This is a genomic window from Exiguobacterium sp. SH5S13, assembly GCF_004337085.1.
GTDB lineage: Bacteria > Bacillota > Bacilli > Exiguobacteriales > Exiguobacteriaceae > Exiguobacterium > Exiguobacterium aurantiacum_A.
Map to the genome: position 1 here is coordinate 23,009 of NZ_SJUS01000031.1, position 14,049 is coordinate 37,057.

Genomic DNA, 14,049 nt, shown 5'->3' on the forward strand with positions numbered 1-14,049 from the left:
TTAATGCCCGAATTTTGAGATTGAAAACGCAAAAAACCGCAGACGAGATGTCTGCGGTCGAATTCATTATTTTTTGACGACGACTGTTTTAGTAGACGCGCCTTTCGTATACGTGATGCGTTTGACGTTCTCGGCACCACGAATTTCCGCAAGGTTCGTCCCGTCGACGATGACTTCTTTGACGGTCGCGCCTTTAAAGTCGATGATGGCACCGGCTTGTTTCGGCTTCACTTGAACGACGACGTTTTTGAGCGGGTCACCCGTCAATTCCGTGTAAACGCCACGCACGAAGATGCCGTTCTTGAAGTTCGTCCCTTTACCGATCGTCACGCCGATGAAGTCGTCTTGAAGGACAAGACGGGCAGCCTTATTGTTCTCGACCGTGTAGCGTTTCACGTCGACAACGGGTTCCGGTGTGAGGTCGATTTGCGCGAGGACCGGATCGTGGTCACTGGCCCGGCCCGACATCTCTGTGAAGTCGGCGTTGACGTGGATCATATCGATCTCGGTCGTTGCCGCTAAACGGTTCGACACGAGGATGTGGTCGAGCACTTGCGAGTTCCCTTGGTAGACGTAAGAGTAACGGTCGACGGCAGGGACTTTCTCGACCATGTTCGTCATCAAGTCACCTTTGAAGATTTGAAGCGCGTCCGAGAACTCGAAGTCGTTGAAGTCACCGAGGGCGACGACGTTCGCATCCGGGTTATCGGCTTTCACGTCCGCTACGAAGTTGTGGACGAGTTGTGCGATTTTTTTCCGTTGCACTTCACTGCCGAGCACGACCGGCTGTTGTGAACCGAAGAAGCCGGTGTCGCCGCCTTTTGAATTCCAGTGGTTGGCGATGACGACGACGTTCTCGCCTTGGAAGTCGAACTGGGCCGCGAGCGGCTTACGTGAGCTGTTGAATGCTGGGTCGAGTGGCGCGATTCGGCCCGGGTTATGTGTCAATTTTCCGTTTTCGTAACCGACAGCCGTTGTCGCGTCACCGGCAGGGATGCCTTCCGTGAGCGAGACGCGCTCCGGATTGTACAAGAAGCCGACACGAATGTTGGCGTTCGGTGCGCCGCCATCTTGATTGTTCTCCGGATCGATGTTGACGTACTTGTACGACTTGCCTCCGATTGAGACGATATCATCGATCAAGCGTTGATAGCTTTGGTCAGCTGCAGCATCTCCTGTGCTTTGACCGTTGTTGTCTTGAACTTCGGTCACGCCGATGATGTCCGGGTTGTTCAACTCTTCGACGAACGCTTTCGCCAGTTTGAGCGCCTTCTCGTCCGACGTCTCCTTCACGTTGTTCGAGAAGTTCTCGAGGTTGTAAGAAGCGATCGTCAACTTGTCTTCTTCTGCCTCGATGAATGTCGTCTCACGCTTGGCATCACCTTTGACGAAGGCAGCTTTCATCTCATCGAGACCTGCTTGAATTTTGTAGTTTCCATATGAATAACCGACGACACCGACGATCGGTCCGTTGAAACGGTCACCGGTCGCGACATCGAACTCACGCGCTTCTGCGTTCGGTTCGAGACGGAACTGGATCCGTTCCGGGTTGGCGTCGTCTTTTTTGAGGAGCACGCCGCCGTTGAACGTCTCGGTCGGTGTCCCTTCGAGAACGGTCACGAGATCGCCGTACTGCTGCGGCGACACCGATTTGAGATTTCCGGTCTCGACGCGCATCCCTTCCAAGCTTTCCCAGAAATCGATGGCGCCTTTGTCTGGATTGAAGACGGCGAGGGCGTCGCTGTCGATAAACTCGTTCGGTAAGTTCGACTCGTCAATCTTCACTGGCGTCGGGAGTGTGACGCCACTCTTCACGACATCGACTTGTCCGTTGCGTGTATCGATTTGTGTCATCAACATATCTGTCCGTTGGCGATCGCTATAGCCTTCGACCGCATACTCGCTGACGACACCTTTCACGCTGACGAGGTCTCCGACTTGAATGCCGGCGATCGAACGGCCGCCATACAAGATGATGCCTTCTGACGTGCGTGCGTCTTGGTCTGCTTCCATGTCCGGTGTTTGAATGTAGTAATACGTCGTTCCCATCGAGACGAACGTGTACGTGACGATTCCTTCGACGCCTTCGACCGTTTGGCCGTTCATCGGTGACGTATGGCTCGCGCCTTGGATGTCGTGGATGCGGATCTTATCCGTGATCTTATAGTCGTACGTCGTCACGGCGCTGAACGCATCGCCTGACTTGACGGCGACTTTGAGCGTCTTCGTCGTTTCGACACGGACTGGATTTGTATAACGTGTCCCGTTCACTTTCGGGTCTGACCCGTCGAGCGTGTAATAGATCTCAGCGCCCGCAGTCGTCGTCGAAAGCGTCACGTCTTGAGGTCCGACGAACGTGCCGGCGCCTGGCTTCGCTGTCGCAGGGCGGAGGACAGATGCGTCAATGACCGTGTCAGACGTGTCGCGCGGAATGATTTGATAGGCATCATCGAACTGTTGAACGATCCCGGTGATTGATGAGTAATTGACGTCTGTCTGTAAGTCGAGACTGCCGCGCTCGTCGCGGATGATAAACTCTTTCGTCCCGTCTGTCGCCGTCAAGTTTTGGCCGCTGCCTGAGAGTGTGACGTTGTTCACGGTGACGAGTTCAGACTCGACGTCTTCGTTGACTTGATCGCCCGTGACGACTTGTGCGGTCGGTACGTTTGACGTTTGTTTCGAGACGACGACGGCGCTGTTCAATTGAAGGAGTTCACGATATGAACCGACGACACCCGTGACGACGACTTCGTCACCGACGTTGACGGCGAGCGAAGTCGGTCGGACCGATAGGCCGCCAGTCGCGTCTTGGATTGAAATCGTATTGGCGAGTTTTGCCGTGACGACACCTTTAATCGTGACCGTCTCGCCTTCAGCTTTCGTGCGGGCATCATTGATCGAGATTGGTGTCACTGGTGCCGGTGGTTCTTCCGACCCGCCATCCCCATACTCGACACCTTGGAACGTGTGCTTACCGAGATCCGTGAACGAATCGGTCGGGAGCGAGGTCCATTCGGTGGCCGGATCGAACGCATCCGTACCGTTAGCATCTCCGGTCGTGACCGTATCTTTACGAATCAACGTCTGGTCAGCGGTTGCGACGCTTGTTCCCCATTTTGTGCCCGGGTCGACACCGATTTGACCGAAGACGTCGAGCACAGTGTCACCTTTTTTCAAGACGAGCGTGTCATCACCGTTAAAATTCGTCACACCGCTCGTCGCATTTGATTTTGCCTTGAGCGCCTCACTCGCACTGCCGTTGACGATGACATACGTGCCACCCGGTTGCAGGGTCCCCGTCAAGTTGAGCGTCGTTCCAGGAGCCGTCCCGCCGTTTGAATACAGTTCGAGCTTGTAGGCAGAGAGGTCGATGGCTGAATCGGTTCCGTTGAACAATTCAATCGCTTTGTTGTTGCTTGATCCTTCAATATACTCCGAGATGAATAAGTCTGCTGCGTTCAACGTTTCGGCTTGTACGTTTGCCGCGATCGGCGTCATGCTGCTGACGATCAGTCCGGCTGATAAAGCGAGGCCGGTCATTTGTTTGAGTGAACGTGCTTTTGGTTTCCCCATGTTGTAGTCTCCCTTTGGTATGTAGATGGCCGATACGATTTCCCAATTCGTTTGGTCACTTGTTGAGCGTTTAGCCCCCTCCTAGTTAATACGAGAAATGATAGCGCTTACATTAATCGACTATTACCCACGAAAATGGCTCGTTACGACTCCATCGATTGGTGTATTTCACTATCATTTACCAACTTTGCAACTACATGTTAAACATAACTAAGCAGACGTTAGAACTCAATCTCCTTTTCACGAAGTTCCTATTACATTTTAATGACAAGGTAATGAGTTTTTGGATTTTTCCCTTTTAGGTTGACGACAAGGCCATGAACTCTTACAATTCATTAATACAAATTAAGTGTATCGGTTAACTGTGGATTAATAGGGAGGAAACGAATGACAACGACTACTTATCCGGTCATCCCGGGAGCGGGGACATTTTATTATGAAGGGAATCAAACCGGGATATTATTATGTCACGGTTTTAATGGGACGCCACAAAGCGTGCGCGATGTCGGGATCGACTTGATGGAAAAGGGCTTCACAGTGTATGCCCCTCGCTTGACGGGGCACGGGACCGACCCCGAGGACTTTAGATGTTCGACGAGCAAGTGCTGGTATGAGAGCATGGAAGCAGGTATCCGCTTCTTGCGCGAGCGATGTCGCGACGTCATCGTCGTCGGACAATCGATGGGCGGGACGCTCGCCTTGAAAGCCGCGCTCGCCGGCCTTGCCGACGCCGTCATCACGATCAACGCGGCGTTGTCTGTACCGGGCTACGCGTGCCATGCGGCTGACGACGTCTGTCGCTTCATCGACGAGGACGAGCCGGATATCAAGGCAAATGACGTGTATGAGATCGTCTACGACAAAGTACCGACGTCGGCCATTCGCGAATTGCTCGCTTTGATCGAGGAAGTTCGGCCTCGTGTGTCGGACGTGGACGTTCCGACGTGCGTCATCCATTCCGCTGTCGACCACGTCGTCCCGCCGGAAGATTCGATATGGTTGTATGACAAAATTCAGGCGCCGAAGCAACGTATCGTTTTGGAGCAATCGTACCATGTGGCGACGATGGACCATGATCGCGGTCGATTAGCCGACGCGATCGGTACGTTCTGTGAACAAGTGACGACGGTTGAACAAATGTAGTCTCTAAGACTGCATTTTTATTTGCACTTCTTTGCAAACGCTTGCACTAATGCTATTGTAAGATTAGATTTACTCAAACAGTGGTATGTACCTTCATTGATACTAATCGTAGGCTTAGGAGGAATTTGACGTATGGAGACGGCGTTCAGACAAAGTGAGAAGCAAGGCATCGCCCGGGCATGGTGGAAAGAAGCCATCGCCTATCAAATATACCCGCGTAGTTTCAAAGATTCGAACGGGGACGGCATCGGCGACCTCCGTGGCATTATCGAAAAACTTGATTACTTGGAAGACCTCGGCATCGATGTGATCTGGCTCTGTCCGATGTACAAATCACCGAACGATGACAACGGTTATGACATCAGCGATTACGAAGACATTATGGAAGAGTTCGGGACGATGGAAGATTTCGATGCGCTGCTGAGCGCGGTCCATGCGCGAGGGATGAAGCTATTGCTAGACCTCGTCGTCAACCATACGTCAGACGAACATCCATGGTTCGTCGAATCGAAAAGTTCGAAAGACAACCCGAAGCGGGATTGGTATATATGGCGAGACGGATCAGAAGACGAGCCACCGAACAACTGGGCCAGCATTTTCGGCGGCTCGGCCTGGGAATATGACGCGGCGACCGAGCAGCACTACCTTCACGTGTTCTCTAAAAAACAGCCTGACTTGAATTGGGAGAACGAAGAAGTGCGCGGTGCGGTCTACGATATGATCAACTGGTGGCTCGATAAAGGAATCGACGGGTTCCGGGTCGATGCGATCAGCCACATTAAAAAGATGCCGACCGAGACGATGTTGCCTTCCCCGGATGGCAAACGTCACGTCACGGCGTTCTCGATGTATTCAAATATCGAGGGGATCCACGAGTATCTCCAAGAGATGAAGCGCGAGACGTTCGCCAAGTACGATATCATGACGGTCGGCGAGACGAACGGAATCGAGCCGAAAGCAGCCGACCTGTGGATGGGACCGGAAAACGGGGCGATGAACATGGCGTTCCATTTTGACCACGTCGATATTATGCGCAAGTCCCGGCTCGCCCCGCTTGACGTCGTCGAACTGAAACGTATTTTTGACAAGTGGCAACAAGGATTGCTTGAAACAGGGTGGAACGCCCTCTATATCGAGAACCATGATATGGTGCGTGCCGTCTCGCTCGTCGGGGACGAGAACCATTATTGGCGCGAGAGTGCGACCGCGCTCGGAATGATGTACTTCTTCATGCACGGGACGCCGTTCATCTATCAAGGGCAAGAAATCGGTATGAAGAACGTGCCGTTGCCATCGATTCACGACTACGATGACGTCGCGACAAAGAACGAGTACTTCGAACGGATCGCGAACGGGATGAGTGAAATCGACTCGATGCAACACGTGTGGGGGACGTCGCGCGACAACGTCCGGACGCCGTTGCAATGGGACGCCTCGCTGCACGGCGGCTTCTCGTCAGCCACCCCGTGGATGCCGATCCATGCCGAATATGAGACGTTGAACGTGGAAGCACAGTCTAAAGACGTGAACTCGATTCTGTCGTTCTACAAGGCGATGATCCGACTGCGCCGAGCCGAGGAGACGTTCACGTATGGAAGTTACCGCGATCTCGTGCCGGAACATCTGCAAGTATTCGCGTATGAGCGCAAGTTCGAGCAACAATGCTTTTATGTGCTCGTCAACTTGACGGCGAATCCGGCCGAGACGACGTTGCCTGGTCTTGACGAGGCGACACTCGTCTTGACAAATGAGGTGGACCCGGAACCGATCGAGCAAGACACGTTCATGCTGAAGCCGTTTGAAGCCCGGTTATATCGCTTATAATGACGAGACACCTTCCATTCGGGAGGTGTCTTTTAGGAGGGGATCAGTATGCATCAGATCGAACTCGGGAACGACGACGTCACGGTTCGATTCATCATTGCTGAGGCTAATCGTACGACGCTAAAACTCGTCCTCGCTCGCGACGCAGAAATGGTCCGGACGGCTGACTATGTCTCGTTTGGACGAGACCTTACCGAAGCGTATGAGCAATTGAGCGGTAAGGCCCACCTTCAAAATGAGAGCGGCCGGACGATTTTAACGATTGCGTTCGAAAGGGGACGGGTCGATGTCTCAATCGCGTGGGGACAAGGCGTGACGACGTTTGCGACCGATCAAAGTTATTTGACGAAAACGCTTGGTCAGCTCGGACCGTTTGAATAGACTGTGACAAATGCGGGAAAAGAGCATATGATAGAGGTTGACTATACGGAAAGGGGTGTCGGGTATGGATGGTAAGAAACGCGCGGACATTCGCCCAGGACTCCACGTCCAGATCGTCCTGAAACAAGATCAGCGGAGCGGGAAGTTGACGAAAGGCGTCGTCAAAGACATTTTGACGAACTCGCCAAGTCACCCGCACGGCATTAAAGTACGCTTAAACGATGGACAGGTCGGTCGGGTAAAAGTGATCGAAGCTGGAGGTGAATAATATGAGTGAAAAGAAATTGAGTTTCCAAGAGGCGATGAAGCAAAAACTCGCCGAGAAGAAACAGAACGAAACGAAAGTGCCGACAGGACTTCGTGGGACGAAGCAAAAACCGTTGACGAACCAGTTGACGAAAAAGCCGAACAACCAGAAGAAACGGACCGGCGTATAAACCAAGCAGTTGCTCATGCGAGCGACTGTTTTTTTTGTTGGGGTCAATCAGGCGACGCGTCAATGAAATGGAGATCGTTGAAGTCATGCAGATGAAGCTTCTTTAAAAAAAGTGAAACCTTAAATCAAATAACGAAATAAAAATGATGATTTATTCATTCTTCCGAAATAGTATGTAAGCGCTTTAAGTGTCGGTTTTTCAGTCTTTTTGTCGTGTATCATGTGAATTTTTTGTGAACTCACCTATAAAAAAATTGTTGCTAATTGTCAGAATCTTTGTATAATTCAGAACTAAGACATCATAAAAAATCTTCAACTTAGATTTCCACAACAGGGAGGAACTTATTCATGGAAGCTGTACAAAACTTGTTACAAGGAAGCGTCGACTTTTTAAACAACATCTTATGGTCGTACGTGCTTATCGTCGGATTGATTGGGGCCGGGATTTACTTTACGGTCAAGACAAGGTTTATGCAGTTCCGCTACTTAAAAGAGATGTTCCGTGTCGTCACAGAAAAATCAGATGCCACAGATAGTAAGAGCATCAGCTCGGCGAAGTCGTTCTTCATCGGAGCGGCAACGCGAATCGGAACTGGTAACTTGGCCGGGGTCACGGTCGCGATCACACTCGGTGGACCGGGAGCAGTGTTCTGGATGTGGATCGTCGCCCTCGTCGGTGGCGCTACCGCGATGATCGAGAGCACGCTCGCTCAAGTGTATAAAGTAAAAGACGACGTCGCATACCGCGGCGGTCCAGCTTACTACATTGAAAAAGGGCTCAACAACCGCGTCCTTGGTATCATCTTTGCAGTATTGATCGCATTCACGTTCGGTCTTATCTTCAACTCGGTACAATCGAACACGATCGCAGCAGCGTTTGATAACGCGTTCGGTCTCGAAGCTGCAGTCGGTGGCGCTATCCTCGTCGTCTTGACAGGACTCGTCATCTTCGGTGGCGTCCGACGTGTCGCGAACTTCTCGGCAATCGTCGTACCGATCATGGCTGTCCTTTACTTGATCGTCGCTCTTTATGTCGTCGTCGTGAACATCACAGAAATGCCAGCCGTCCTCGGCATGATCTTCAAGAGCGCGTTCGGAATCGAGCAAGCGTTTGGCGGTTCGGTCGGTGCGGCTATCATGATGGGTGTCCGTCGTGGTCTCTTCTCGAACGAAGCTGGTATGGGTTCGGCACCGAACGCAGCAGCGGCAGCAGAAGTGTCACACCCGGCGAAACAAGGTTTCATGCAGACGCTCGGTGTGTTCTTGGATACGTTGATCGTCTGTACGGCGACAGCGGCTATCGTCCTCCTTTCGGACAGCTACGCGGCTGGTAACGGAGAAGGGATCGCACTCCTTCAAAACGCGTTGGCTGAGCAAATCGGTGCTTGGGCACCTGGCTTCATCGCTGTCAGTGTCCTCTTGTTCGCATTCAGCTCGATCGTCGGTAGCTACTACTACGGTGAGACGAACATCGAGTTCATCAAGAAGAGCAAAGGCGCTGTCTTCGGTTTCCGCCTTCTCACAATGGGCTTTGTCTTCCTCGGTTCGGTCGCGAGCCTTGGCTTCGTTTGGAGTCTCGCCGACTTGTTCATGGCCGGTATGACACTCATCAACTTGGTCGCCATCTCGCTTCTCGGCGGTGTTGCCTTCAAAGTACTTCGTGACTACGAAGAGCAACGGGCCCAAGGTCTCAACCCACGCTTCTCGGCCCGTAAGCTCGGCATCGAGAACACGGAATGTTGGGACGTCGACGAGGACGAAGTCGCAGAAGGTGCGGTTCAAATCGCCGCTGCCGATTCGTCAAAATAATCATTTACGCAACAACAGGGGCCCTGCATCGGGGCCCCTGTCTTTTTATGCGTTCTGGCGGAGCGTTTCCACGTTCGCTGTTCCAGGTTTTGCGTTCAAATGGAGGTACGTGCCGGCGACGAACAAGGCGCCCCCGACGATATTGCCGAGTGTGGCAAACAGTAGATTATAGAGTGCGAGCCCGATGTTGATGGCTTCAGACGGCACATAATAGAGGGCGAGCCCGAAGATACCCATGTTGGCGATCGAGTGCTCGAAACCGGCGGCGAAAAAGACGACGACCGGGAGCATCGTCAACATGATTTTGGCGACGTCGTTTTGCGTCTTGAGCGGCATGAAGATGGCGATACAGACGAGTACGTTACAAAGAATTCCTTTTAAGAAAATGGCGAGTGCGTCACCGCCCATCTTTTTAGCAGCAACGACTGCGAGCAAGTGGTCACTATTCATGTCACCCATGCTGTGGGCGCCGATGACGAGGGTTGTGAGCAACAGCGCGCCGACCAAGTTGCCGATCCAGCTGATGCCCCACACTTTGACAAGATCGCTCCATGCGACACGTCCACGCTTCGCACCGGTATACAAGTACATCGTGTTGCTCGTGAACAGCTCTCCGCCCATCCAGACGATGAAGACGAGTGCGACCGAGAAACTCATGCCGGCAAACAGCATCGTCCCTGGTACATCGATAAACATGTTTCCGACAGTAAATGCGAAGACGACGCCGATCCCGATCAAAAAACCGGCGACGAGCGAGCGAAGTGCGTATTGACCGAACGAGTGATGAAGCAGCGTCGCTTTTTTATGGGCGGCTTCTTCCATATAATCGATAACTTGTTTTTCCATTTGAATAAGACCTCCTTTAGACAACTTAAGTCTAGGAGGTCTTAAAAAAGTTTGCAATTGTTTTCACAAACTTTCGATAAGGGGATTTGTATCCGTTCACATCGTCGCCACGAGTTCGACTTTGATGCGATCCGGGTCTTCGAAATAGAGCGCGACGTAGTTCGGACCGCCCGCATACGGAAAACGGTCGGCGTACAGCTCATTGAAGCCGTAACGGGACAAGCGGCTGCGAAAAGATTCGAGTTGCTCCACCGATTCAGCGTGAAAGGCGAGGTGGTTCAGTCCTGTTCGCTTCCGATGGTACGAGGGTTCGAGGTATGCCGGTTCGGTTTGAACGAAGACGAGGTACGTCTCACCATGACGATAACTTTTTCCGTGTTCCCATTGTTGGTATACCGTATACCCAAGCTCTGTGAGGAGCCAGTCCCAAGCGATTAAACTTTTGTTCAGGTCAGAAACATAGAGCTCTACGTGGTGAAGCATGCGTCTCATCCTTCCGTCGGACGTTTCAAAAGCGGCCGTTTAGTATAATGGTATTATACAACGACTGCAGGGGGAACCATATGGACAACACGGGGCTTGTCTCGAACATATTGATCGCGGGAAAAACAGGCGTCGGCAAGAGCGCCTTCTTGAACTATATTTACGGACGTGACGTGGCCGAGTCACGGGCGGGCAGCCCGGTGACGGCAGAAGGCCTGCACGAATACGAGTATTACGATCTTGAACGCGGGATCTTGTTCCGCTTTTTTGATACGTGGGGGCTTGAAGCCGACCGGTCTGAAGAATGGCATGAAGCGGTCATCGCCGTCGTCAATAAGCGGGAAGGGGCACTCGACATCGCCGACTGGTTCCACACGATTTATTATTTGCTGTCAATCAACTCAGGTCGTGTCGAAACGTATGAGCTCGAGGCGATTTTGAAGCCACTTTATGCGAAAGAGAGCAACGTCACCATCATCTTGACGAACTATAATCCGGACAGCGAGATGAACGTGGAGAAAGCCGAGGCGATGGAAGACGTCTTGATGCGTGAACTTGGCATCAATCGTGACGCCATGATCCGGGTGAACAGTGTCGAGAAAAAGTTATTGAGCGGACAAGTCGTACCGACGCTCGGTTATGAGGCGGTCTGGCAGCGGAACCGAACGAACCTCTGGCAGGATGTCGAGCGGAAATTACCGCTCAACTTGACCCGGCATTTATTGGACGAGCTTGAAGCGTGGCGCGACCGGAGTTACCGTTCGGCTGAAAAAATTCGGATGATCACCCCGCAAGCGATGATCAGCTGGAAAGCGCGTCAAATCGAAAAAGATTTGGAGAGCACGCTCGAACAGGCCGCGCTCACGACAGAAGAAGCGATGGCGCAGGGGGTCCGTCATTACATTCAACTGATGGAGCGCTATCCGCTCGTCGGCAAACAAGCTGACGTCGGTTTCAAGACGCGCCGGGTCGAACTCGGCTTTGATTATTCATTTAAGCGGACGATTCGAAAGATGGTGCTCGGGATGATTCCGGGTATTCATTTCATTTACTGGGCGTTCAAGCGCCGGACGGCGGAGCGGGGCATCAAAAAAGCCATCGACCAACAGTATGAGACGGTCAGGCAAGCGATCGTTCAGGACGTGCAACGTGGATTCGAGAACGAGATGAAGCAGCTTGGGCGTACGCTCAAGCAATGAGGAGGAAGTCATATGGAGAAAAAAGTGCCATTTAATTTAGATACGTACGATTTGAAAGAGGAGTTAGGTCGCCTGCGGGGAGAAGTCAAAAAACCAAACATATTGATCGCCGGTGCGACCGGTTCTGGGAAGAGCTCGGTCGTCAACCATGTGTTCGGTCGCGATTTGACGAAAGTGGCGGCCGGCGAGCCGGTGACGCGTGGAATCCACCAGTTCATGAGTGATGACATCGCGATCGTCCTCTATGATAGTGAAGGGTACGAGATCGGAAGTGAGCGCCAACAGGCGTATGCCGACGAAGTCATCGGCTTCGTCGAACGGGCGCAGACAAAACCTGCGGCCGAGCAGATGCACCTCGTCTGGTACGCCATCAACGCCTCGATGAAACGGGTCACACCGCTCGATCGGACGCTGATCAAACAGTTGAACGACGTCACTTCGGTCGCAGTCTTATTGACGCAAATCGATCAAGTCGACATGGATGAATTGACGGCGCTGCGAAACGAATTGGCTGGAGTCGTACCGGAAGACGCAATTTTTCAGGTGAGTGTCGCCGGTGAGTTATTGAACGATGCTGAACTTCGGGACCACCTTGACTGGGAACGTCTCGTCACATGGTCGGTCGAACAGCTCGACCAGTCACTTCAAGAAGGATTGCTCATGGAGATTCATGCGGAGAGCGAAGCGATGCTCAAGCTGAAACGCAAGAAGGCGAACCGGATCATCTCGGGCTATGTCGCGAGTGCTGGGACGGCTGCTGCCGTGCCACTCCCGTTCGCGGATGCCATCGCGTTGACACCGATCCAAGTGACGATGAGCGTCCACTTGTTCCGTTATTGGGGCGTCAAGGCGAATGATGACATGTTGAAAACGTTGATTGGCAGCACGATCATCCCGCAAATCGGACGGACGCTTTCGAAGACGCTGTTGTTGAACGTCATGAAGTTCTTCCCGGGTGCGAACGCGGCGGCGAGCGTGATCAATGCGACAGTGGCATCAGGCATCACCTGGGCAATCGGTCTTGCTATCAATGAAGTCGCGTATCGCAATGCGATGGACTCTTCGAAGACGATCGAGCAACTGCTCAACAGTGACTTTAGTTCATTGTTCGATCAGTTCATAAAAGAGAATCCGATGTCGAAAGACAAATCGTGATTCGAAGTTTGTTACGATGAGAGAGAACAGGGGGAATGGATATGAAGAAACGAATTTACATCACACGACGTCTGCCAGAAGAAGCAGTGGCGCCGCTGCGAGACAAGTATGACGTCCGCATGTGGGACGAAGAGGCGGTGAGCGTACCGCGTGACGTCTTGTTGAAAGAAGCAGCATCGGCTCATGCGCTATGGACGATGCTCAGCGACACGATCGACCGCGAGTTGATCGAACAGGCGCCTGACCTCGCAGTCATCTCGAACTTGGCCGTCGGTTATAACAACATCGACATCGAAGCGGCAAAACAGCACGGCATCGTCGTGACGAACACACCGGACGTCTTGACCGAGACGACAGCGGACCTCGCGTTCGGACTCATGATGATGACCGGGCGCCGGCTCGGAGAGGCAGAACGTGACTTGCGGGCGGGGGAATGGAAATCGTGGACACCGATGGGCTACGTCGGGATGGACCTGTATCAGGCGAAGCTCGGGATTATCGGGATGGGACGCATCGGCGAGGCGGTCGCACGCCGGGCCCGCGGCTTTGACATGGACGTCTTGTACCATAACCGGACGCGTCGTCATGAATCGGAGTCGATGTACGGATTCGTCTACGCCGAACTCGATGACTTGCTCGAGCAGTCGGATTTCGTCGTCGTGCTCGCACCGCTCACCGAACAGACGCGTGGCATGATCGGCGCCGACCAGTTTGCCAAAATGAAAGACACGGCCGTCTTCATCAATGTCGCCCGCGGCGAGATCATTGATGAGTCGGCACTGTACGAGGCGTTGAAAGCCAAGCAAATTTGGGCAGCGGGGCTCGACGTGTTCGCGAAAGAACCGGTGGCGATGGACCATCCGCTCTTGACGCTTCCGAACGTCACGACGCTCCCGCATATCGGCAGCGCCACGATCAAGACGCGCCTCTCGATGATGGCGCTCAACCGAGAAGCCATCGTCAACGTACTTGAAGGGAAAGAACCAAAAAATCGATTGACGTAAAAAAAGAGGAACCTGACGTCATGTGTGAACTGAACCCTGAATGATAGACACTTGATAAAAAGTGCTCATTTGAACTGAACCAAAAAAGTTAGACACTAAATAATTTGTCAGGCGACTTCGAGAACCTGGGTCCGGTATTCCACCGGGCTCAGGTTTTTTAGTCGTTTCTTGATGCGACGATGATTGTAGTACTCGA

Annotated in this window: 13 protein-coding genes; 9 read left to right on the top strand and 4 right to left on the bottom strand. The window is 52.7% G+C overall.

Annotation, left to right across the window (positions count from 1 at the left end; translation table 11 throughout):
• Window positions 1-66 precede the first annotated feature (66 nt).
• Window positions 67-3,573: a chitobiase/beta-hexosaminidase C-terminal domain-containing protein gene (locus EVJ30_RS13610; RefSeq protein WP_131457865.1), complete on the bottom strand. Its 3,507-nt coding sequence runs from the start codon at window positions 3,571-3,573 to the stop codon at window positions 67-69.
• Between the two features lie 387 nt (window positions 3,574-3,960).
• Here EVJ30_RS13610 and EVJ30_RS13615 point away from each other — a divergent pair, with 387 nt between their 5' ends.
• The 6 genes from EVJ30_RS13615 to EVJ30_RS13635 all read left to right on the top strand — a co-directional run bounded on the left by EVJ30_RS13615 (window position 3,961) and on the right by EVJ30_RS13635 (window position 9,166).
• Window positions 3,961-4,716 (top strand): alpha/beta hydrolase, encoded by a 756-nt coding sequence (locus EVJ30_RS13615; protein ID WP_131457864.1) that lies wholly within the window; start codon window positions 3,961-3,963, stop codon window positions 4,714-4,716.
• Between the two features lie 168 nt (window positions 4,717-4,884).
• Window positions 4,885-6,540: a glycoside hydrolase family 13 protein gene (locus tag EVJ30_RS13620; protein ID WP_131469474.1), complete on the top strand. Its 1,656-nt coding sequence runs from the start codon at window positions 4,885-4,887 to the stop codon at window positions 6,538-6,540.
• A 48-nt stretch (window positions 6,541-6,588) separates the two neighbouring features.
• Window positions 6,589-6,921 (top strand): hypothetical protein, encoded by a 333-nt coding sequence (locus EVJ30_RS13625; protein WP_131457863.1) that lies wholly within the window; start codon window positions 6,589-6,591, stop codon window positions 6,919-6,921.
• A gap of 64 nt (window positions 6,922-6,985) precedes the next feature.
• The gene (locus EVJ30_RS13630) at window positions 6,986-7,189 is read left to right on the top strand and encodes a YwbE family protein (protein ID WP_016508010.1); all 204 of its coding nucleotides are present in this window, start codon (window positions 6,986-6,988) and stop codon (window positions 7,187-7,189) included.
• A 1-nt stretch (window position 7,190) separates the two neighbouring features.
• On the top strand, window positions 7,191-7,358 hold the full coding sequence (locus tag EVJ30_RS15315) for a hypothetical protein (protein WP_016507944.1): 168 nt from the start codon (window positions 7,191-7,193) through the stop codon (window positions 7,356-7,358).
• A 347-nt stretch (window positions 7,359-7,705) separates the two neighbouring features.
• Window positions 7,706-9,166 (top strand): alanine/glycine:cation symporter family protein, encoded by a 1,461-nt coding sequence (locus EVJ30_RS13635; protein WP_070328047.1) that lies wholly within the window; start codon window positions 7,706-7,708, stop codon window positions 9,164-9,166.
• A 45-nt stretch (window positions 9,167-9,211) separates the two neighbouring features.
• Here EVJ30_RS13635 and EVJ30_RS13640 read toward each other — a convergent pair whose 3' ends face one another.
• Complete coding sequence (locus tag EVJ30_RS13640; protein ID WP_131457862.1) at window positions 9,212-10,012, bottom strand: formate/nitrite transporter family protein; 801 nt, start codon at window positions 10,010-10,012, stop codon at window positions 9,212-9,214.
• Between the two features lie 96 nt (window positions 10,013-10,108).
• The gene (locus tag EVJ30_RS13645; protein ID WP_070328049.1) at window positions 10,109-10,495 is read right to left on the bottom strand and encodes a VOC family protein; all 387 of its coding nucleotides are present in this window, start codon (window positions 10,493-10,495) and stop codon (window positions 10,109-10,111) included.
• An 80-nt stretch (window positions 10,496-10,575) separates the two neighbouring features.
• Between EVJ30_RS13645 and EVJ30_RS13650 the strand changes: the two genes are divergently transcribed.
• The 3 genes from EVJ30_RS13650 to EVJ30_RS13660 are packed head-to-tail and all read left to right on the top strand — an operon-like array spanning window position 10,576 to window position 13,853.
• Window positions 10,576-11,694: a GTPase gene (locus tag EVJ30_RS13650; RefSeq protein WP_131457861.1), complete on the top strand. Its 1,119-nt coding sequence runs from the start codon at window positions 10,576-10,578 to the stop codon at window positions 11,692-11,694.
• Window positions 11,695-11,706: 12 nt separating this feature from the next.
• Window positions 11,707-12,849: a YcjF family protein gene (locus tag EVJ30_RS13655; RefSeq protein WP_131457860.1), complete on the top strand. Its 1,143-nt coding sequence runs from the start codon at window positions 11,707-11,709 to the stop codon at window positions 12,847-12,849.
• A gap of 41 nt (window positions 12,850-12,890) precedes the next feature.
• A complete protein-coding gene (locus EVJ30_RS13660; protein WP_131457859.1) occupies window positions 12,891-13,853 on the top strand; it encodes a 2-hydroxyacid dehydrogenase in 963 nt (320 codons plus the stop codon).
• A 107-nt stretch (window positions 13,854-13,960) separates the two neighbouring features.
• Here EVJ30_RS13660 and EVJ30_RS13665 read toward each other — a convergent pair.
• A partial coding sequence (locus tag EVJ30_RS13665) for an IS3 family transposase (RefSeq protein ID WP_131444302.1) occupies window positions 13,961-14,049 on the bottom strand: 89 nt, incomplete at its 5' end.